This window comes from Streptomyces sp. WAC05292, assembly GCF_003949955.1.
Taxonomy (GTDB): domain Bacteria; phylum Actinomycetota; class Actinomycetes; order Streptomycetales; family Streptomycetaceae; genus Streptomyces; species Streptomyces globosus.
Genome location: NZ_RPSE01000081.1, coordinates 1 through 20,378 on the forward strand (window position 1 = coordinate 1; position 20,378 = coordinate 20,378).

Genomic DNA, 20,378 nt, shown 5'->3' on the forward strand with positions numbered 1-20,378 from the left:
CGGCGCCGGGCCGGCCGGTGTTGATCAGCGCGAACGCCAGGGCCGCGCTCGCGGCGAGGATGCCCACCGCCCACCAGATGGCGGCCGAGTAGCCCTCCACCATGGCCTGAGCCTGGACCAGCCTGGCCGCGGCCCCGCCCGCGGCGGCCTCGCCCGCGTGGTCCACGAGGTACGCGGTCGTCGCCGACGCGGCGATCGTGTTCAACAGGGCGGTGCCGATCGCGCCGCCCACCTGCTGCGAGGTGTTGACCATCGCGGAGGCGACACCTGCGTCGGCCGCGGCGACGCCGTGCGTGGACAGCGACATCGCCGGCATGAACGCGGTGCCCATGCCCAGGCCCAGCAGCAGCTGCGCCGGCAGGATCAGCCCGGTGTACGAGGAGTCGACCTCCAGCTGCGTCAGCAGCAGCATGCCGGTCGCCGCGAGCAGGAAGCCGGGTCCCATCAGCAGCCGCGGCGGGACGCGGTTCATCAGGCGGGCGCCGATCTGCGTGGAGCCCGTGATCATGCCGGCGATCATCGGCAGGAACGCGAAGCCGGTCTTCACCGGCGAGTACCCCTTCACGACCTGCAGGTAGTAGGTGAGGAAGAGGAACAGCCCGAACATCGCGATGACGGCCAGACCCAGCGAGAGGTAGACGCCGCCGCGGTTGCGCTCCAGCAGGACGCGCAGCGGCAGCAGCGGGGACTTCACCCGCGCCTCGACGAGCACGAACGCGCCGAGCAGCACCACCGACGCCACGAACATGCGGATCGTCCACGCGTCCGACCAGCCGGCCGACTCGGCGCGCGTGAAGCCGTACACGAGCACGACCAGGCCGAGCGTGGACAGCAGGACGCCCGGGAGGTCCAGCGGGGCGCGGTTGCGGCCGCCGGCCGGCTCCCGCACGACGAGCCAGGCGCCCACGGCCGCGACGACGGCGAACGGGATGTTCACGAAGAACGTCCAGCGCCAGTCCAGGTACTCGGTCAGGAACCCGCCGAGGATCAGGCCGACGGCGCCGCCGCCGCCCGCGATCGCGCCGTAGATGCCGAACGCCTTGGCGCGCTCGGCGCCGTCGGTGAACATCACGGCGAGCAGCGAGAGCGCGGCCGGGGCGAGCAGCGCGCCGAAGACGCCCTGGAGGGCGCGGGCGCCGAGCATCATCGCCTCGCCGGTGGCGGCGCCGCCGAGCGCGGAGGCCAGGGCGAAGCCGATCAGGCCGACGACGAAGGCGTTGCGGCGGCCCCACTTGTCGGCGATGCGGCCGCCGAAGAGCAGCAGGCCGCCGAAGGCGAGCGCGTAGGCGGTGATGACCCATTGGCGGTTGCCGTCGGAGATGCCGAGGTCGGCCTGGGCGGAGGGCAGCGCGATGTTCACGATCGTCGCGTCGAGGACGACCATCAGCTGCGCCAGCGCGATGAAGACGAGCGCCTTCCAGCGGTTGGGATCGGGAGCCGCCGCCCGGAGCGGATCGGCGGTGTCGGCGGTTTTCGGCATGGGGGTACCCACTTCGGTGTGCGGAATGACGGAAAAGATGATTTAAGCGGCTTTTGTGAGCTTTTGTGACGCTAGCGGGCCGGGGCCTGAGCCGTCACTCGGTTTTCTGCCTGAGGTCCTCGAACGTCGCGGGCGCGCCCTGGAGTTCGGAGGCGCCGGGGGCGCGCAGCCCGTCGAGGAAGATCTGGAGGTGGCGGTGGACGAATGCGTCCACGCTGACGCAGGAGACGCCCGGCAGGGGGCGGCTGAGCTGGGACAGCGCGACCATCAGGTCGCCGGGGCCGACGTCGCCGCGGACGAGGCCCGCGCGCCGGCCGGCGTCCATCAGGGACGTGACGGCTTCGGTCAGCACGCCGTTGGCGGCGAGCAGTTCGGGATGCTCGCGGTCGAAGCCGCCGCCGAGCATGGCGCACAGGGCGCCGATCCGCTCGTCGGCGGCGGTGTGGGTGAAGCGGCACAGCGCGGCGAACGCGTCGGGCTCCTCGTCGAGCGCGTTGCGCACCTCGGCCGTGACCCGGCCCATGACGAACAGCACGACGTGGTGGACGAGTTCGGCCCGGTCGGGGAAGTGCCGGTAGAGGGTGGCGTTGCCGACCCCCGCCCGGCGGGCGACCTCGTCGAACGGGGCCCCCGAGCCCAGCTCCACGAACACCTCCCGGGCAGCGGTGAGGATCCGCTCCCGGTTGCGCACGGCATCCGCGCGCGGACGGGGAGCGCGCGCGGGCGCGTCGGCGGAGACGGCGGTGCGCTGCATCGGGGGCCTTCCTCGAACGGCTCCGCCCGCCCGCGGGGGGCGGCGTACGAATGCCTGGGCGCCGGCACCCGCGAACCGGGGGACCGAGGGAACCGAAGGAACCGACGGAGCCGAACCGGGGACCGGATCCCCGTTTGGGGACACAGGTGCAAACGGGGATCCGCTCCCCGCTTATTTCACCCTCCCGTGTGAGCCGCACCACACGGCCGTTCCCGTTCGGCCGCACCCGGCGCGCGGGCGCGGCGCGCCCGTCGGAGGGTGAGCGCACGGAGAGCAGCACGGGCCGGGCCGGCTGCCGCGGAGCGGAAGGCGGTGCCCATGGCGCAGACCCGCCACCGGATACGCAGACCCCACCGCGCCGGCGCCTACATCGGCCTGACCGCCCTCGCCCTCGGCATCACGGCGACCGCCAGCAGCGGGATCTCCGGCCGCCACCACTCGGCGTCCGGGCCGGCGGCGGCGACCGCGGAGTCGGCTCTCGCCCCGTGCCGGATCAGCGGTGCGCCGGGCGTGCAGATGTCGGAGGGGCTGCCGACGCCGGCCGGGTACTCCCGCTCGACCGGCGAGGTCCGTGCGCTCAACCTGATGATCGACTTCCCGGACGCCAAGGGCGAGGGCACGGCACTGGACCGGATGGCGGAGTTCTTCCCGCAGACCTCGGACTGGTTCCGCACCAGCTCCTACGGCCGGCTCACCTACCGGCCCGAGGCGCCGGTGAAGAGCTGGCTGCGGATGCCGATGCCGTTCGCCGCGTACGGGATCGGGCGCGGGTCCCCGTACGAGCCCGGTTACCGGCAGCTCGTCGAGCACATCGTGAGCGCGGCCGACCCGGAGGTGGACTTCAGCCGGTACGACCTGGTGAACATCCTGGTCACGCCGAACGCGGGCCCGTCGGCGCTCGACACGGTGCTGTCGGTGACGTTCTCCGGCAACGGGGACGCGCCGGTCGCGGACGGTGTGCCGCTGGCCAACACGTCGTTCGTCTACAGCCGGCAGGACGACGGCTCCGGCACCTACCGGGAGACCGGCTACCGGGTACTGCCGCACGAGAACGGGCACGTCTTCGGCCTGCCCGACCTGTACACGGCCGACGGCGGCGGCGCGGTCGGGCACTGGGACATCATGAGCGAGGACTGGGGCTCCAACAACGACCTGCTGGGCTGGCACAAGTGGAAGCTCGGCTGGCTGGACGGCTCGCAGATCAGCTGCGCGTCGAAGCCCGGCACGAGCGACCACGTGCTGGCGCCGCTGGCGGTCGAGGGGGGCACGAAGCTGGCCTTCGTCCCGCTGTCGGCGACCACCGGGTACGCGGTGGAGGTCCGCACGCAGGCGGGCAACGACGAGACGGTGTGCAAGCCCGGTGTACTGGTCTACAAGGTGGACTCGGAGGTGGACACGGGCCGGGGCCCGGTCACGGTGGTCGACAGCGCGGTCGGCAGCGGCGGCTGCACGCGCCGGCCGAACGTCCACGGTGAGCTGTCGGACGCCCCGTACCGGCCGGGCGAGACGTTCACGGACGAGGAGGAGGGCATCAGCATCTCGGTGGTCGGCGAACTGCGCGACGGCAGCTTCCAGGTCCGCATCGCGCGGCCGTGACCCGAGGCGGAGGGCGCCGCCGGGACCCGGTAAGCTGATCTTGACCGTTTGAACAAGTTCAAGAATCACTGGGGGGCCGGTGCACCGTCACCGCATCATGATCTCCGCCGCGGTCGCCGCGGCAGCCGTGGGCCTCGTACCGGCCACGGCGCAGGCGGCGGAGCCGACGCCGCCGGCTGCGGCCACGGGGAAGGCCGGAGCCACAGGGAAGGCCGGGGCAGCGCGGGCCGAGCTGCGCAAGTCCCCGTTCTTCAGCCCGGCGGACCGCTCCGTCACCGCCAAGGGGCAGGCCGGCGGCAAGGCGTCGGCGCAGGGCGGCGCGAACGCGGCGGCGGGCGACCCGCACCTGTCCGTCGAGATGGGCGCGAGCCACACCACCGCGCGCGGCATCATGCTCACCGCGTACGTCATGACGATCAGCGACCTGCCGACCGCGGTGGCGGTGGACGTCGACTGGGGCGACGGCAACAAGCAGACGGAAGTCGTCCTCTCCGACTCCGACTACCCCTTCCTGCACCTGAACCACACCTACGCGGAGGTCGGCGCCCACAAGGTCACCCTCACGGCGAAGGACGTCCGCAACGACCTGACCACGACGAACACCCTCGACGTCGTCGTGTCCGGCTCCGAGTTCACCCCGCACGCCCCGACCCGCCTGCTGGACACCCGCGACGGCACCGGCGCGGCGGGCGCCCGGCCCGTCCCCGCGTACGGGACGACCCGCGTGAAGGTCGCCGGCACCCGCGGCATCCCGGCCGGGGTGTCCGCCGTGGCGCTCAACCTCACGGCCACCAACACCAAGGCCGCCGGGCACGTCAGCGCGTACGCCGCGGGCACCGAACGCCCTGCCACGTCGAACGTCAACTTCGCGGCGGGGCAGACCGTTCCGAACCTGGCGATCGTCCCGGTGAGCGAGGACGGGCACATCGAGCTGTCCAACCGCAGCGACGGCACCACGGACCTGCTCGCCGACGTCACCGGCTACTTCACCCGCTCCGCGGCGGCCGGCTACACCTCGCTCACCCCGACGCGCCTCGTCGACACCCGCGAGGGCCTGGGCACCCGGCGGGGCCCGGCATCCGGGCAGTCGTCGTTCGCCGTGCAGATCGCGGGCGCGGGCGGCGTCCCGCCGAAGGGCGTCACGGCGGTCGCGCTGAACGTCACGGTGACCGACCCGCGGGAGGCCGGCCACCTGACGCTCTTCCCGAGCGGGCAGCCGGCGCCGGCCACGTCGAACCTCAACTTCACCGCCGGGCAGACCGTCGCCAACTCGGTGATCGTCCCGGTCGGCCCGGACGGACGCATCGAGATCCGCAACGGCTCCTGGAGCGGGGCCGACGTGATCGTGGACGTCGTCGGCCACTACAGCGCCGACGGCAAGGCCGCCTACCTGCCGGTGGCGCCGACCCGCCTGCACGACTCCCGCGAGTGGTGGCAGGTCAAGTCCTTCGACTTCCTGCACCAGCGGATCCCGGCGGGCAAGTCCGCGCCGGAGGCGGCCGTGGTGAACGCGACGGTGACCAACACCGGCGGCAGCGGCCACCTTTCGATCGCCCCGGACCCGAACACCCAGCAGCAGTACGACAGGGGCACCGCGACCACCCCGCACCCCCCGCAGTCCTCGAACCTGAACTGGACGAAGGGCGCGACGGTCTCGAACCTCGCCCAGACGGGCACGGGCCCCGACGGCATCGTCGACTTCTGGAACCGCAGCTGGGAGCCGGTCGACGTGGTGGTCGACCTCTTCGGCATCTACGACAGGCGCTGACCCGGGGCTCTCCCCCCTCCTCCGGACGATCTCCGGCACGCCCGCGGAGCCCCGGCCGAGATCTCCCGGTACGCACCGCACCCCACCCGCTACACTTGCGGCGGTGGCCAGGTCCTCACGGACCGCGTCCACGAGCACGCCTTCGTAGCTCAGGGGATAGAGCACCGCTCTCCTAAAGCGGGTGTCGCAGGTTCGAATCCTGCCGGGGGCACACGGCAAAGGGCCAGCTCACAGGGATGTTTCCCATGAGCTGGCCCTTTCGCATGATCGCGTCTGTGCCACCTACGTGCCAGAAGGCGGCGGATCACCCTCTCCTCGGGCCCGGCGGATCATCTCCCCGAGCTTCCCCGCGATGTGCTGATCACGGTCGCTCGTCATGTGCTGATAGATCAGCGCGGCCCGGGTCGTGCTGTGCCCCATCCGCGTCATCAACTCGCGCGTGCTCGCCCCTGCGCTGGAGGCCAGCGTGTTGCCAGTGTGGCGGAGGTCGTGGAAGTGGACGTCGCCGGAGACGCCGGCCTCAGCGCGTGCGGTCGTCCAGTCGTCGCGGAAGTTGCTCCGCCGAAGCAGTCCGCCGCGGGGCCCTTGAAAGAGGTGACCGTCCTGCCCGGCCGCGGCGAAGTGCTCCAGGTGGTAAGTCAGCTCGGGGACGAGTTCGGCGGGGAAAGCGACCGGCCGGACGCCGGCGGCGGACTTCGGCGCCTTGTCGGCGAGCTTGCCGTTCTGCAGCTCGGACTGGGCGCGGCGGACCATGACCACGCAGCGGCTCAGGTCGAGGTCCCGACGTCGGAGCGAGGCCAGCTCACCGAAGCGCAGCGTGGTGAAGGCCGCCAGGAGGACGAGCACCCGGTAACGCGGCTGGATGGCGTCGGCCACGGCGTACACCTCAGCGACCGTGAGGACGGGACGCTCCGGCACGTCGTAGTGATCGGCGCCCTTGATGCGGCATGGGTTGCGGCAGATCAGCTCGTCGTCCACCGCCGTGTTCAAGATCGCTCGCAGGAGCTGATACGCCTTGACCACGGTGGGCTCACCCACACCGGCTTCCAGCAGGGCGGTACGCCAGGCACGGACGCGGGGCGTGGTGATCGCGGCCAGGGTTCCGGCGCCGAAGGTCGGTTTGATGTGCAGCCGGAACACGCCCTCGTTCCGCTCCCGGGAACGGTCCTCCAGCTTGCGGTGCTTCAGCCAGTCATCGGCGTACGGGCCGAAGGCGATCTTGCCCGCGTCGGGTGCCTGATAGGTGCCTCGGACGATCTCCGCCTCGATGGTGGTCAGCCACACATCCGCGTCGGTCTTCGTCGCGAAGGTCTGCGGCGCAGCCTTCGTCTCGCCGGACAGCGGGTCGCGATAGCGGGCCTGCCACCGACCAGAGGCGAGAGGCCGGACACTGCCGAAACGTCGCCGCCTGCCCTTACTGTTCGCCATTAGGCCACGCTCCTCAGAGAGGGGACGACCGGCTGAACCGTGTTGGCAGCGACGAAGGCAGTGACCGCGCTCTCAGGTATGCGGACATGCCGGCCGACCTTCACGAAGACGATCCGCCGCTCCTCGATGAGGCGCCGGGGGAAGCGAACGGTGGTACCGAGGAGTTCGGCCACTTCGTTCACGCTCAGCAGTCGGTCCATGGTCACCACTCCCCCTGAGTGTCGGTGGATTCGAGTTCGTTCCGCAGTTCGCGGGCGTGTTCGCGGTTGTGCTGGATGTCGCGGGCGATGTTGGCGGCGAGCCAGGACTCGCCGGGGGTGTGCCCGTGCCCGGCGTAGGTCCAGTGGGCGATCACGAGGGTGGAGCCCTCCGCGTCGTCGTCCGGGTCGGGCAGGCCGCGTTCGCGTCGTTCCTGTGCGGCGCGGTAGTCGGCGCGGGTCTGCCGGAGGGCGCCGAGGGTGGTGGAGTAGGCGCGGGACTTGGTGGAGAAGTGGCCGCGGAAGCCGAGCATGTGGGACCAGCGGGCCAGCATCCGGCCGGGGTAGTCCGCATCGAGGGCCCAGCAGGCTTCGATCAGGCGCCGGGTGTGGTCGGGTAGGTCGAGCTTGGCCAGCTCCGCCGGTTCGCCGATGCGCCGGTCGACGGTGCCGGTGGTCTCAGCCGCTTTGGTGGCGTACTTGGCGACGTAGGAGGCGACGGCCTGTTCGGTCAGCTCCTCCTGGCCGAGGGCGCCGATCGGCTGGACGTCCACCTGTGTCCCCCACGTCAGCGTCCGCTCAGGTCGGGTGCCGGCGGCCGGGACGGTGACGGCGGCCCGGGCAGCAGCCGCGTGGATCGCGTCGTCCAGGAGGTCGACCGAGGCCCAGGCGGGCGGGGCCGTGCCGGGTCCGTCGGGGCCGTCGAGGCGTACGACGGCGTGGAAGTGGATGGCGCCGCGCTTTTGGAACTCGGCAACCTTGCCGAAGGAGACCCGGCACGAGTCCTTCAACGCGGCCTGGGTGATGCCGGCGCGGGCAGCGATCTCCCGGCGGAGGTAGATGGTAAAGCGCTGCCAGAGGTGACCGGCGTGGTTGTTCCACAGCACCGCGCCCGCGTAGTCGTACCGGGCCGGATCCAGCGCGGTACCGAGGACGGGTGCGTTCTCCGGATGCGCGGCGCCGCAGCGGCAGCGACCGGAGGCGGGGCGGTTGTGGACCGGGCCGAAGGACGGGGCGGTCAGGGTGGCGAAGACCCGGGGGTGGTCCCGAACGGTGGCGGGGACGTTCTTGCGCTCGTCACCCGTGATCCCGGCCCGGATCAGGTGGTAGGTGTCCCCCGCGTACATCCAGGCGCACGAAGGACAGCGCGAGGCCCGGCGGTTGCCGCAGGCGACCCGTAACCGGCCACCCGGCTCCTCGGCCGTCGAGTACGAGTACAGGACGGCCCCGGTGCGTCGATCGCGGGTGACCGTGGTGCCCGACAGGTGGATCGGGTCCGAGCAGCCGCCCGTACGCCGCACCTGCTCACGCCACCGCTCGAACCCCGGGGCGTTCGCCACCCGCAACAGGTCTGCCAGGGCAAGGGGATCGGTGCCCACAGCCGCCGCCACATCAGCGACAGCGGCCGGGGGGACGGGGAAGACCGTCACCAGCGCCACCGATTCTTCGGGGTGCTGGCCGACGTCGAGGAGGGACCGGACGTGTTGTCCGACGGACGTCCCGGCGAGCCCTTCTTCCCCATCCGGGGCAAGTTCTGCCCCTTGCCCGCGCAGTAGCGGTCATGGCTACCGGCGACCTTCCGCGCCTCGTCGGCGTCCGAGTCGAGCGGGTCACGGGACTGGCCGAAGCCGCGCACCCACCCCATCACGCAGCCGCCTTCGCGGTGAGGGGACGGAGCGCAGTGGCCGACTGCTTCTGACGCCGCAACGCCTCTTCACCGACGCGGACGTTGAACGTCACGAGTGCGGCAAGGTGCTCGGCACGCTCGGTGCGGGCCTCGTCCGAGAAGCCCTCAACGCTGCTCACCTCGGCCGTGACGCCGTGCAGCCAGCCGAGGCGGCACTCCTGCCGCAGAGCCGCGACGTAGGAGAGTTCTTCCAGCCCCAGGCGAGCGGCGCCCTGGAGGATCCAGTCGCACGTCTTCGGCATGTCGCCCCTGCGGAACCGGTACGAGGTCGGCATGTCCGAGACGTACAGAGCCACGGCACGCTCCCCGTTCGTTAAGTCGGAGACGGAGAGCCCGGCGGACTGCGCGAGCTTATGCAAGGCAGGCATGATGGAACTTCCCTTCATGGGAGCGAAGGAGGACGGCGGTCTGCTTGGCGGTAGTGCGCCGTCCTCCGGAGTCTCATCACGTGACCAACATGGCTAGCCTGGTTGACCACATGGATAAGGTAGGAGACATGGCTAGCCATGTCAACGGCCTGGCTGACATGGCTGTCCAGACTGAGCGGATGTCCCCTACCATCGACCCATGACCTTTGTCCCCGAGCCCCTCGACCCCGACGACAACCGAGCCCCGTACGAGCAGGTCGCGAGCAGCCTGAGCGCAGCGATTCGTACGCGGAGGCTCGGGCCGGGCGAGAAGCTGCCGTCGCACAAGGAGTTGACGGAGCTCTACGGCTTCGCACGGGCGACGATCCAGCGGGCGCTACGGGACCTTGAGGACGAAGGGCTCGTGGTCTCGCGCAAGGGCAGCGGTGTCTACGTCCGCAACCGCACGGAACGGCCGGCGGGGCTTCGGCCCTACGTGGAGCAGGCGTTCGCGAAGGATCACGTCACCATCGACTTCGCGGGGTTCTCCAGCGAGACGCTGCACGGTGCTCTTCAAGAGCCGCTAGACAAGATCCGCGTCGGCAGGCTCACGCCGTCGAGCATCACCATGCGGATACTCGTCCCCGACATGGCGGTGCCACAGGCGGCACCGGTCCGGATGTCCGACGGTGCGGACGACAAGAGGCTCCGCGACCGCATGCACGACATCATGGTCGGCTACACCCGCAGCATCCGGGACGCGATCACCGAACTGGAGCACCTTGGCCTGGTCGCCGAGACGCGCATCAACGTCCGCGTCCACAGCGGCACGCAGTTCTTCAAGCTGTACGTCATCAACAACGAGGACGTGTTCTTCGGGTACTACCCGATCCGTCCGAACAAGGTCGTCGCCCAGGGCGAGGCGATCGAGATCTATGACCTCGTCGGCAAGGACACGACCCTGTTCCACCACTCGGTCAACGACGGCGAGTCGTCCGGCGGAGCGCAGCAGGTCCAGCAAGCCCGGATGTGGTTCGACAGCGTCTGGGAGACCATCGGAAGGGACTTCGACCTTGACGCACGATGACCGACTCTCCGAGGTCCTGGGCAACGCCCGGGTGGTCTTCTTCGACTTCGACGGCCCCGTGTGCGATGTGTTCGCCGGGCTCCCTGCCTCCCAGGTTGCAGAACAGCTCACGGCGATCCTCGCGGCCAAGGACGTATCCGCAGGCGCGAAGGCGGCCGAGACCGACGACCCCATCGAGGTTCTGCGCATCGCGCATGAGGCGGACGCCGAGCTGGGTGGGGAGATCGAGCAGCGGCTGACGGAGGCGGAGGTCGAAGCCGTCGCGGTGGCGGGCTCGCCGACGCCGGGGGCGGTGGAAGCCCTCCAGGCCGTGAACGCCTCCGGGAGGGCGGTCGCGGTGGTGAGCAACAACTCGGCCGAGTGCGTCGAGAGTTTCCTCAAGGCGCACGGGCTGGAGGGATACGTCGCGAAGGTGGTCGGCCGGCCGACGGGACAACCCCACCTGATGAAGCCGAACCCCTTCCCGCTCATCACGGCGGCCGAGCGGATGCACATCGACGTCACGAACTGCGCCCTGATCGGTGACTCGCTCACAGACATCCAGGCTGCCCACGCAGCCGGGACCACGGTGATCGCCTACGCCAACAAGCCCCACAAGGCCGACCTCTTCGCCGAGGCCCAGGCCGACACCATCACCGACGACATGCACGCCATCGCCGACGCACTCACCACGGCATAGCCGAGGAGCAGCGGAGGACCTGTTACAGGTTTCTCTACCTCATCAAGGCACCCGGCTGCGCTACCGCTCCGCCGGGCGGGCTTCCCGGCTCCGCTCCGCGCGACGCTCCTGCCTGCGGCCCGCTCCGCGCGCGCTGCGCCGACGCCCGCCCCTGCAAGACGGGATGGGCCCAAGGGCATGAGTCCGAGCCCCAACGGCCGCCGGTTCCCACGGTCACCGACATGCCTCCGGCGGGGGCGCTCCGGCTCCGGGATGGTGGGGCACCGTACGCGGGTGCCGGCCGGTGGGGTGTGGCGGTGGGGACTCCCATCCCGTCTGCCGTCGACCCAGGCAGAGCCGAGCAGACACGGCACCGGGCGTCCAGGTCGTTCGTACAGTGGCGCGCTCCACCTGGACGCCCGGCACCGCGCCTGCTCCACGGTGTGTGGGTCGACGGCAGACGGGATGGGAGTTGGGGTGAGTGGTGGGCTAAGAAGGGGAGGGCGCCTGCGAGGGAACACGGGGGCGTCCTCCATGCCGATCCCCAACGAATGAAGTTGTGAGCTCGAAACGGATAGCCCGTACGAGACGCCCCCTCTCGTCCGTGAGGTCGGCAATCTTGTCGCCACCGGTCAAGGCTTCGCGTGCTGCGGCATACACCGTGCCCCGGAGGGCATCCAACACTGACTGCACGGGGCTACCGGCGATCACGGTCATCTCGACATCGACTCTCGCGAAATTCCGAGCCGCTTCAAGGTGTCGAGCCGCCAGCGGCGAAGCTTGGCGCGCATCATCCGACGTCTGAATATCTGGCGCGTTGGGCAGCCCTCCGGAGTCACGCAGGTCCCTAAGTAGCTCAATCCAGTCGTCGATGCACGTGAGGAATCGGATGTAGACGGCTCGGCGCTCCTGCCAGAGCAGCACCTCACGCTGGTCGAAGGCGGCCGATGTCGACTGCACCAGCGCCAGGGTTTCTTGTCGCGCTAGGTCGGTCGTCTGCCAGGTGCGCTGCTCTCTTGCCTGCCTTCGCTGAAGAAGAAACCCGGCGACGGTCCCGGCCATAGCTCCGGCCACAGCGATCAAAGCCACAATGTACGGTTCCAAATGCCCCCCTCTGTCACCCTGCCTAGATGAGCCAAAGAATGCCCTAGCTTCCCCTCAGGCGTCAGCCGGACCGGCTAGCCGAGCGGGCCACACGCGTGCGTGCGCGCGGCCGACGCTGGCAGGGCACTCTTGGCCATCGGCGAAGCCTGGCCGTCGGTTGGGTACCGGGCTTGCACCGGGCCGCCCCCGGACAAGGCCAGGGATGCAGCTGCACTAGAGAGCTGGACACCTCGGAAGCCGACCGCGCGCAGCTGGACGCTATCCCGAGGCACTGACAGGCGCTGGCCAGGACCGTGCCACATCCGTGCCAGATCGTGCGGGGAACCACGGGGAACGAGGGGCGTTGTCGGGGGCTGTGGTGTCGATCAGGTTTCGCAGCGTGTGTGCAGGTCAGGCGGAGGTTCGCCCTCCCGCTCTCCTAAAGCGGGTGTCGCAGGTTCGAATCCTGCCGGGGGCACGAGCGCACGGACCACACCTAAACGTTTAGGTGTGGTCCGTTTGGCATACCCCTCCGGTGCCAAGGCGTCGGCAGCCCCGCCAGCCACACCTCGGGTGCCGGACGGATGGCGGACAGCGACCTCGGCCGGGTCTGACCCGCGAACGCCGAACGGGAGCCCTTCCGGGTCCCACGGGGGCCGGAAGGGCCAGGGGTGGCGGGGGTCAGCTCAGGCCCCTTGTGCGTTCGCCTATGCGGTCGCCCACCGGGGCGCCCGCGCGCTTCAGGTCCGCCTTCGTGTGTGCGCCGCCCTTGACCTTGCTGCGCACCGGGCCGGCGAAGCCGTGGCCCCTGGAGGGGGGCGGTCCGGGCGGCTCCTGGCCCCTCGCGGCGCGCCGGACGTCCTGGTTCTGCTCTTTGCTCATCCCGTCGTCAACTCCTTGGGAAGCACCCAATCGGACTATTGGGATCGTATGCAGATATGTCGCAGGTCGCACCTTCCGGGGTCGTCAGCCGCCCGTCGGGTCCGTCGGGTCCGTCGGGTCCGCCGTCTCCCGGACGAGGTCCTCCGGGCAGGGCGTGCCGCGGGGCAGCTGGTACTTCGCCGCGATCCGGTACTCGCCCGGCGCGGGGGCGAGGAGTTCCGTCCACACGTCGCCCGCGGCGTCCGCCTCCGCCTTGAACAGGCAGCCGGCCGTGTTCGCGTACCCCTGCGGCGGCGGCACCGGGCGCCCGTCGGCGTCGACCAGCCCGAGCCACGGCGAGTGCGGGATCCGGACCAGGACCCGTCCGGGGGCCTTCACGTCGACCACCAGCCGGTCCGCGCCCGCCCGGACCACCGAGGCCGGTCCCGACACCAGTTCCGTCGGCCGGGCGACGCGGAAGAGCTGCCAGTTCGCGTCGCCCCACACCCGCTCCAGGTACGGCAGCCCGCCCGCGACCAGCCGGGCCTCCGCCTCGCCGCCCGAGTCGGGCTTGTCCGCCGGCAGCACCACGTAGTGGACGGCCCACCGCTCCAGCCACTCGCGGTAGCTCTCCGCGGTCAGCGTGTCGTCGTAGAAGAGCGGGTTGCGCTCCAGGTCGGCCTGGCGGTTCCAGCCGCGCGCGAGGTTGACGTACGCCGGGAACGCCGACGACTCCCGGTGGCTGCTCGCCGGCACGACCTCGACGCGCCCCCGGTCCGCGCCCGCCTTCTGCAGCTGGTCCACCAGCGGGGCGAGCTCACGGTTCCAGGCGGCCACGGGGGTGGTGCGCACGATGTCGGTGACGCTGTTCACGGTGATCCACACCGTCACCGCGGTGAGCGCCGCCACCAGCGCCCGCCGGCGGCGCGTGCCCGCGGCCGCGTACGGGACGGCCGCCAGGAGGACGGCCCCGCCGAAGAGCATGGCGAGGCGGGTGACGTTGGAGCCGACCTGCGAGTCGATCGCCCAGGTCAGGAAGACGCCGAAGACGTACACCGCGGCGGCGGCCCGGACGGTCTTCCACCGCTTCGGTACGAGGAGGGCGACGGCCAGCCCCGTCGCGAACGGCAGCCACGCCGAGCCGATCTTCATCGGCTGCGTCCCGGAGAAGGGGAACAGCCAGGCCGACAGCCCGACGACCGCCACGGGGGCGAGCCCGAGGGCGTACGCGCCCGGCCGCCGCCGGCTCAGGAACAGCGCGGCCGCGACGACCCCGAGGAAGAGGCCCGCGACGGGGCTGGAGGCGGTCGCGAGCCCGGCCAGCGGCGCCGCGACGGCGGCTTTCGCCCAGCGGCGGCGGGCCCAGCGGCGGGGCCAGCAGAAGACGGCCGCGACGGCGCCCAGCGCGAACATCGCGCCCAGCCCGAAGGTGACCCGGCCGGACAAGGCGTTGCAGAAGAGGCCGTAGACCCCGGCGAGCGCAGGCCACAGCGGCTCGCGCACGGCGCCGCGACAGCGGGTCAGGATCAGCGCGAGCAGGCCGGCGGAGACGGTGCCGGCGACCATCATCGTCGTCCGCACGCCAATCATGTACATGACGTAGGGGGAGACGACGCTGTACGAGACGGGGTGCATGCCCCCGTACCACGCGAGGTTGTACGCGGAGTCCGGATGCCGGCCCACGAACTCGGCCCAGGCGTCCTGCGCGGCGAGATCGCCGCCGCTGTTGGCGAAGGCGTAGAACCAGACGACGTGGAGCACGGCCGCCACCGCCGTGGACACCGCCACCGGATGCCGCCGGGCCGCGGCCGACGCGCGGGCGGCAGGACCCCCGCCGACGGCGCCGTCCCGAGCACCGCCCGCCGCACGCGCCGCCCCGGCGGCGGCCGGCGCCGGCGCGCCCCGGCCCTCGGTCTGCTCCTGCTCAGCGGTGGTCACTGGTCGCTCACTGCCCTACTCCCCAGCCCTGGGGTCCACTCCGTCGCGTCCCGGTCGCCCGTCCCGGCTACTGGACGCACACCGGCGCCCCGGGGTTGCCCCCGAGGCGCCGGTCCATGGTCTCCCGTGCGGCCGCGGTCAGCCGATCCGGGTCAGCTTGCTGCCGATTCCCGGCGCGGCCAGGTCCGTCTTCAGGGTCACGGGTACCTTCACCTGGCTGGCCCCCTCGCCGACGGTCAGCACGCCGACCTCGGTGCCCGCCGTCGCGGTCTGCGGCAGCTTGGAGTCGCCGTGCGACAGCTTGATGTCGACGGTCAGCGACGGCCAGCCGACCGCCTCGACGTCGGCACCGGCCACGACCGGGGTGCGGCCGCCGAGCCCGTCGTCCACGTACCCGACGACGTCGCCCTTCTTCACCACGGCCGCGCTGGTCAGCGACTTCTGCGTGGCCAGCATGATGTTCTTGCTCGCCGCGATCGCCGTGCCGAGGATCGGCACGCCGTGCTGCCCGAGGACCGCGCCGACGACCAGCTGCCTGGTCTTGCCGACCTGCTTCTCCGCGGCGAAGAGCAGGTTGCCGCCCGCCTTGCTGGTGGAGCCGGTCTTGATGCCGAGCGAGCCGTTGTACGGCACGAGGTCGTTCCAGTTGCGCCACACCTTGCCCGACGGGTCCTGCCAGCTCGGCAGCTTGGTGATGGCGACGAGCTCCGGCATCTCGACGACCTTCAGACCCAGCTTGACCTGGTCCTCGGCGGTGCTGACCGTCGTGGCGTCCAGACCCGAGGGGTCCGTGTACGTCGTGTTGGTCATGCCGAGTTCCCTGGCGGTGTCGTTCATCTTCTTGACGAACGCCTCCTGGTCGCCGCCGGTGTCCCAGCGGGCGAGCAGCCGCGCGACGTTGTTCGCCGACGGGATCATGATCGCGGCGAGGGCGTCGTACTGCGAGATCTTGCCGCCCTCCTGCAGCGTGTTGACCGTCGACTCGCCCTCGGCGTCCTTCTTGCCGTCCTCGACGGCCGCCTTGTCGACGTCGATCATCGGACCCTGCTCCCCCTTCTTCAGGGGGTGGTTCTTCAGGATCACGTACGCCGTCATCGTCTTGGCGACGCTGCCGATGGCGATCGGCTTCTGCTCGCCGAAGGTGCCGACCGTGCCGAGGCCGGAGGCCGCCATGAACGCCTGGCCCTCCTTGGGCCAGGGCAGGGCCGGGGCGGCGCCCTCGAAGGTGTACGACTTCTTCGCCGTCATCGTGAGCTTCGGCTCGGGCAGCGGGCGGACCAGCTGCACGACCGACAGGATGACGGCGAGGAGCACGACGAGCGGCGCGTAGATCTTGACCCGGCGCACGAAGGTGCGCATCGGGGTCGGCGGCGGGGGCGGGTTGTTCGTGAGGTCCGCGAGCATGTCGAGCGGCGGCTTCGGCGGCAGCGGCTGCTGCGTCGTCCGCTCGGTCCGGTCGGAGGCGGCCGACGCCGACGCGGCGGCAGCGGCAGCCGGTACGGCGGCCTTCGGCGCAACGGCCTTCGGCGGCGGCACGGGGCCCCGCGCGGGCGCGGCCGGCTTCTCCGCCGGGCCGTCGTCGGTGCGCAGCGGCACGAACGTGCTCGGCTTCTCCCCGCCGGCCGGCTTCGGCGCTGCGGGGCGCTCGGCGACGGGCTTGTCAGCCGCGGGGGCGGCCGGGGCGGCCGGGGGCTTGACGGCGCGGAAGACGGCGGTGCGCTCGCTGTCCTCCGGCTCCCCGTCGGCGGGCTTCGCACCGGCCGGGGCGGAACCGGAACCGGACGCCTTGCCGGCCTCGGGGGCCGGCGGCTTGACCGCGCGGAAGACGGCGGTGCGCTCGCCGTCCTCGGAATCCCCGTCGGCGGGCTTCGCCGCGGCGGCCGCACGCCCCGCGGTCCCGGCGGCGGCCGCGGCGGAGCCACCGGTCCGACCGGAACCGGAATCCAGGCGCGGCGCACGGAAGACCGCGGTGCGCTCGCTGTCGTCGTCCCCGGATGCGGCGGGAGCCTTGGCGGCCGGCTTCGCGTCAGCGGCGGAGGCCGAGGCGGGGGCGGAGGCCGAGGCGGGGGCGGAGGCGGAACCGGAGTCGAACTTCGGGGCCCGGAAGACGGCCGTGCGCTCGCCGTCGTCGGCACCGCCGACGGAGTCCGCGGCCTTCTCGGCGCCGCCCTCGGCGGCAGCGGCGGCGGGCTTCCCGGAGGGACCCGACCCGGACCCGGCGGCCCCGCGTTCCTCCGTCGAACCGGAATCAAACACCGGGGCCCGGAAGACGGCGGTGCGTTCGCCGGCGTCGCTGTCGGCCGATGCCGCGGCGGGCTTGCCGAGAGGCTTATCGGCGGTCTTGGCGGCGGCCTTGGCGGCGGCCTGGCCGGAGGCTCCCGCGGAGGCCGTCGCCGCGGGCGCGGGCGCGGAGGCGCCGGCGTCGCCCGACTCGTCGGCCCCACCGGGCTTGTCGGACTCACCGGGCTTGTCGGACTGGTCGGACTGCTGGGACTGCTGGGACTCGTCGCCGGCGTCGCCGTCCTCGTCGCCGTCCTCGTCGCCGTCCTCGTCCTCGTCCTCGGACGCTGCGGGCGCCGCGGATTCCGCCCGTCCGGACGAATCCGCGCGAGGCGCCTCGGCGTCCCCCGCGGCCTCGCCCTCGGGCTCATCCGCCGACTCCCCCTCCGCGGCCTTCCGCTCCCGTACGGAACCGGACGCCGCCCCCGCCGCGTCCTCGGGGTCGCGGGGACGGAACACGGACAACCTGGGATCCCGTTCCGCAGCGGACTTCGCCGCCCCCGGCACTGCTTCATCAACCGACTTGTCGGGGGACTCGCCCGCCACCAGTTCCTCCTCGTTCGCCACCGCGTCGCGTCCGGCTGTCCGAATGTCTAACAGTGTCCCGTCTCGGGGGCATCGCCCTCGCCCTAGACGAGAACGACATAGCTGCCGGTTCCCCTACAAAGCGACCAGGCACTCTCGACAGATGAATGTGAGAGGGGTCACCCTGTCACTCATCCACGCGGGGAGGCATGGATGGGCAGGAGCCGCAGAACAATTCCGGAGGAGCTTCTGCTGCTCGCTTTGGACCCGGCCACGGGTACCACGGCGCAGCCGCAGTCGCTCGACCTCGGCCTGGCCGGGGCACAGCTAGTGGAGCTGGCTCTGGCAGGACGGATAGCCCCTGACGGGGATCGTATCGCCGTGGTGATGCCGCGGCCGACAGGAGATCCGACACTGGACTCCGCACTGGAACTGCTGCGCAGGCGCGGCAGTCCGGTACGGGCCGTCCACTGGATCGGCGGGCCCCGGTTGGGGCTGCGCCAGATCTACCTCGCGCACCTGGAGCGCTGCGGCATGGTGCATGCCGTCGCGGGCCAGATGTGCGGAGTGCTGCCGACGACGCGCTACCAGGCGACGGACACGGCGATCAGCCGGGAGATCCGTGCCCGGCTCGACAGTGCGATCCGCACCGGCGTACCGCCGGACCCGCGGACCGCGGCGCTCGCCGCGCTGGCCCACGCGGTCGGCCTCGGCAAGCACCTGTACCCCGGCAACGAGGGGCGGTCGTCCAGGTCCCGGCTGCGGGACCTGATCCGGCACGACCCGATGGGCGGCCTCGTGGCGCACGCCGTGATGGACGTCCAGAACGGTGCGGCGGCGCAGCCGCGCCGCGAGCGGGCGTCCGCAGCGCAGGCGCCACGTCCCACGGCGAACGCTGTTCCGATGCAGCCGCGCCGTGCGGGTGCGATGGCGCGCGTCGCCGCCCACTGAGCGGCCGCTGAACGGCCGCGGGACGACCGCGGAACGGCCGCTCGGCCACCACTGCTCCACCCCTGCACCAGGCACCACACCGGCACCACCACGCACCGCGGCACCACCTGAACCACCGCGAACACGCAGATCCACTGCTCCATCGCACCACCGCACCGCCGTCGCACCGCCACCGCACCGCCAGCACCCCGACCGGCCCCCCCTTGACGGCCCGGTCCGGGAGCCGCCCAGTGCGTGCGGGGCGGCGGGGCCGGTCCGCCCGGCTTCCGCCGCCCCGCACGCCTGTCTTTCCGTGCAGTTCTCCGGCGCAGTCCTGCCCTTCGGTGGCAGTCTGCTCCCCATCAGGCACGCAGAGAGACAGATCCAGAAGAAGGCGGAGGTGCCGTTCACGTGGCGTCCAATGTCAATCCCACCGTCCGACGCCGCCGACTGGGCATGGAGTTGCGCAAGCTCCGCGAGGACAAGGGCATGACGGCCGAACAGGTCGCCGAGCGCCTCCTCGTCTCCCAGTCCAAGATCAGCAGGCTGGAGAACGGCCGCCGTTCCATCAGCCAGCGCGACGTCCGCGACCTGTGCGACGTGTACGAGGTCGAGGACCGCAGGCTCGTCGAGTCGCTGATGCAGATGGCCAAGGACTCGCGCCAGCAGGGCTGGTGGCACGCCTTCGGGGACATCCCGTACAGCGTCTACATCGGCCTGGAGACGGACGCGGCGAGCCTGCGCACCTACGAGCCGCAGATGGTGCCGGGCCTGCTCCAGACCCCGGAGTACGCACACGCCCTGATCCGCGGGGCCGTGCCGGAGACCTCGCCGGCCGACGTCGAGAAGCGCGTGCAGGTGCGCATGCACCGGCAGAAGCGCCTGTCGGAGACGGACAACAACAACCCCGAGGTGGGGCCGCTGCGGCTGTGGGCCGTCATCGACGAGGCGGCACTGCGCCGGCGCGTGGGCGACGCGCAGCTGATGGCCCGGCAGTTGGAGTTCCTGATGGAGCAGTCGGAACAGCCGCACATCACCGTGCAGGTGATGCCCTTCGGGATGGGCGCGCACCCGGGGATGACCGGGCAGTACGCGATCCTCGAATTCCCGGACGCGACGGATTCGACGGTCGTCTACATCGAGGGCGTGACGAGCGACCTGTACCTGGAGAAGGCGAACGACGTCCAGATGTACAGCGTCATGTACGAGCACCTGCGCGCGCAGGCCCTGAACGTCGAGCAGACCCGCGAGTTCATCGCCGGCATCATCGATGATTTCGGAGGCAAGAACAGGTAATAACGGGAAAAACAGGGCGGTTGGCGAGCGGGGCCGGTCACCGTACACCGTCACTCCCCAGCCACAGAAGGCCTGAATGGAATATGCCACTCGGTCGGGTGAATGACCTCTTCGCCCTCCGGAAGGTGCCGGTAGCGTCGATCACGTCGGCCAGGGGAACCCACCCACCTGGCACTACTCGCTGAACCGGAGAGAATCATGGCTATTCGTCAGGGCGCCACGGACAACTGGATCAAGTCCTCCTACTCCGGCGGGAACGGCGCCTGCGTCGAGGTCAAGTCCCCCGTCATGGAGGCCATCGCGGTCCGCGACTCGAAGGTGCAGGACGGCCCCTCGCTCACCTTCGCCCCCGGCTCCTGGACCTCTTTCGTCACCGGCGTCACCGAAGGCGCGCTCGGCCGCCTCGCCTAAACGTTACGGCGGCGACGCCTCGCCGCCTCCACCCCCACCCCCACCTCCACCC

At 71.4% G+C, this 20,378-nt stretch carries 17 protein-coding genes and 1 tRNA gene; 8 read left to right on the top strand and 10 right to left on the bottom strand.

Annotation, left to right across the window (positions count from 1 at the left end; genetic code table 11):
* Nucleotides 1-1,480, bottom strand: a 1,480-nt coding sequence (locus EF903_RS12170) for an MFS transporter (RefSeq protein ID WP_125543228.1), incomplete at its 3' end; no start/stop codon positions are given.
* A gap of 94 nt (nt 1,481-1,574) precedes the next feature.
* Nucleotides 1,575-2,234: a TetR/AcrR family transcriptional regulator gene (locus EF903_RS12175; RefSeq protein ID WP_125543229.1), complete on the bottom strand. Its 660-nt coding sequence runs from the start codon at nt 2,232-2,234 to the stop codon at nt 1,575-1,577.
* 318 nt (nt 2,235-2,552) lie between these two features.
* On the opposite strand from EF903_RS12175, the gene EF903_RS12180 reads away from it, so the two are divergent.
* The 3 genes from EF903_RS12180 to EF903_RS12190 all read left to right on the top strand — a co-directional run bounded on the left by EF903_RS12180 (nt 2,553) and on the right by EF903_RS12190 (nt 5,809).
* Complete coding sequence (locus tag EF903_RS12180; RefSeq protein ID WP_125543230.1) at nt 2,553-3,830, top strand: M6 family metalloprotease domain-containing protein; 1,278 nt, start codon at nt 2,553-2,555, stop codon at nt 3,828-3,830.
* Nucleotides 3,831-3,909: 79 nt separating this feature from the next.
* Nucleotides 3,910-5,598, top strand: a complete 1,689-nt coding sequence (locus tag EF903_RS12185; protein WP_125543231.1) for a hypothetical protein — start codon at nt 3,910-3,912, stop codon at nt 5,596-5,598.
* A 138-nt stretch (nt 5,599-5,736) separates the two neighbouring features.
* Nucleotides 5,737-5,809, top strand: a tRNA-Arg gene (locus tag EF903_RS12190).
* Nucleotides 5,810-5,880: 71 nt separating this feature from the next.
* Here the strand turns inward: EF903_RS12190 and EF903_RS12195 are convergent.
* The 4 genes from EF903_RS12195 to EF903_RS12210 form a co-directional block, all read right to left on the bottom strand.
* Entirely contained in the window at nt 5,881-7,026 is a 1,146-nt protein-coding gene (locus EF903_RS12195) for a site-specific integrase (RefSeq protein WP_125543232.1), read from the bottom strand.
* Entirely contained in the window at nt 7,026-7,226 is a 201-nt protein-coding gene (locus tag EF903_RS12200) for a helix-turn-helix domain-containing protein (protein WP_125543233.1), read from the bottom strand. Before EF903_RS12200 ends, EF903_RS12195 begins: the two co-directional genes overlap by 1 nt.
* A 2-nt stretch (nt 7,227-7,228) precedes the next feature.
* On the bottom strand, nt 7,229-8,653 hold the full coding sequence (repSA, locus tag EF903_RS12205; RefSeq protein ID WP_125543242.1) for a replication initiator protein RepSA: 1,425 nt from the start codon (nt 8,651-8,653) through the stop codon (nt 7,229-7,231).
* Nucleotides 8,654-8,867: 214 nt separating this feature from the next.
* Complete coding sequence (locus EF903_RS12210; protein WP_125543234.1) at nt 8,868-9,278, bottom strand: hypothetical protein; 411 nt, start codon at nt 9,276-9,278, stop codon at nt 8,868-8,870.
* A gap of 199 nt (nt 9,279-9,477) precedes the next feature.
* Between EF903_RS12210 and EF903_RS12215 the strand changes: the two genes are divergently transcribed.
* Both EF903_RS12215 and EF903_RS12220 read left to right on the top strand, forming a co-directional pair.
* The gene (locus EF903_RS12215) at nt 9,478-10,344 is read left to right on the top strand and encodes a GntR family transcriptional regulator (protein ID WP_125543235.1); all 867 of its coding nucleotides are present in this window, start codon (nt 9,478-9,480) and stop codon (nt 10,342-10,344) included.
* Nucleotides 10,331-11,023, top strand: a complete 693-nt coding sequence (locus EF903_RS12220; RefSeq protein ID WP_125543236.1) for an HAD family hydrolase — start codon at nt 10,331-10,333, stop codon at nt 11,021-11,023. The genes EF903_RS12215 and EF903_RS12220 overlap by 14 nt, the downstream gene beginning before the upstream one ends.
* 468 nt (nt 11,024-11,491) lie before the next feature.
* Here EF903_RS12220 and EF903_RS12225 read toward each other — a convergent pair whose 3' ends face one another.
* From EF903_RS12225 to EF903_RS35170, 4 genes are all read right to left on the bottom strand, one after another.
* The gene (locus tag EF903_RS12225) at nt 11,492-12,085 is read right to left on the bottom strand and encodes a hypothetical protein (RefSeq protein WP_125543237.1); all 594 of its coding nucleotides are present in this window, start codon (nt 12,083-12,085) and stop codon (nt 11,492-11,494) included.
* A gap of 681 nt (nt 12,086-12,766) precedes the next feature.
* Complete coding sequence (locus tag EF903_RS12235) at nt 12,767-12,967, bottom strand: hypothetical protein (protein WP_125543238.1); 201 nt, start codon at nt 12,965-12,967, stop codon at nt 12,767-12,769.
* Nucleotides 12,968-13,051: 84 nt separating this feature from the next.
* The gene (locus EF903_RS12240) at nt 13,052-14,884 is read right to left on the bottom strand and encodes an MFS transporter (RefSeq protein WP_399420685.1); all 1,833 of its coding nucleotides are present in this window, start codon (nt 14,882-14,884) and stop codon (nt 13,052-13,054) included.
* A 138-nt stretch (nt 14,885-15,022) separates the two neighbouring features.
* Nucleotides 15,023-17,623 carry a D-alanyl-D-alanine carboxypeptidase family protein gene (locus tag EF903_RS35170; RefSeq protein WP_260615110.1) on the bottom strand — a complete coding sequence of 867 codons (2,601 nt, stop codon included), beginning with the start codon at nt 17,621-17,623 and terminating at the stop codon, nt 15,023-15,025.
* Between the two features lie 279 nt (nt 17,624-17,902).
* Here EF903_RS35170 and EF903_RS12250 point away from each other — a divergent pair, with 279 nt between their 5' ends.
* From EF903_RS12250 to EF903_RS12260, 3 genes are all read left to right on the top strand, one after another.
* Nucleotides 17,903-18,640, top strand: a complete 738-nt coding sequence (locus EF903_RS12250; protein ID WP_125543239.1) for a GPP34 family phosphoprotein — start codon at nt 17,903-17,905, stop codon at nt 18,638-18,640.
* A 390-nt stretch (nt 18,641-19,030) separates the two neighbouring features.
* On the top strand, nt 19,031-19,915 hold the full coding sequence (locus EF903_RS12255) for a helix-turn-helix transcriptional regulator (RefSeq protein WP_125543240.1): 885 nt from the start codon (nt 19,031-19,033) through the stop codon (nt 19,913-19,915).
* A 198-nt stretch (nt 19,916-20,113) separates the two neighbouring features.
* The gene (locus EF903_RS12260) at nt 20,114-20,326 is read left to right on the top strand and encodes a DUF397 domain-containing protein (protein ID WP_125543241.1); all 213 of its coding nucleotides are present in this window, start codon (nt 20,114-20,116) and stop codon (nt 20,324-20,326) included.
* The last annotated feature ends 52 nt before the right edge of the window (nt 20,327-20,378 follow it).

Bases quoted from the DNA above. Each gene is read 5' to 3' on its own strand.
- EF903_RS12215 (WP_125543235.1), top strand. From the start codon at position 9,478: ATGACCTTTGTCCCCGAGCCCCTCGACCCCGACGACAACCGAGCCCCG.
- EF903_RS12210 (WP_125543234.1), bottom strand. From the start codon at position 9,278: ATGCCTGCCTTGCATAAGCTCGCGCAGTCCGCCGGGCTCTCCGTCTCC.
- EF903_RS12235 (WP_125543238.1), bottom strand. From the start codon at position 12,967: ATGAGCAAAGAGCAGAACCAGGACGTCCGGCGCGCCGCGAGGGGCCAG.
- EF903_RS12180 (WP_125543230.1), top strand. From the start codon at position 2,553: ATGGCGCAGACCCGCCACCGGATACGCAGACCCCACCGCGCCGGCGCC.
- EF903_RS12175 (WP_125543229.1), bottom strand. From the start codon at position 2,234: ATGCAGCGCACCGCCGTCTCCGCCGACGCGCCCGCGCGCGCTCCCCGT.
- EF903_RS12250 (WP_125543239.1), top strand. From the start codon at position 17,903: ATGGGCAGGAGCCGCAGAACAATTCCGGAGGAGCTTCTGCTGCTCGCT.
- EF903_RS12195 (WP_125543232.1), bottom strand. From the start codon at position 7,026: ATGGCGAACAGTAAGGGCAGGCGGCGACGTTTCGGCAGTGTCCGGCCT.
- EF903_RS12200 (WP_125543233.1), bottom strand. From the start codon at position 7,226: ATGGACCGACTGCTGAGCGTGAACGAAGTGGCCGAACTCCTCGGTACC.
- EF903_RS12260 (WP_125543241.1), top strand. From the start codon at position 20,114: ATGGCTATTCGTCAGGGCGCCACGGACAACTGGATCAAGTCCTCCTAC.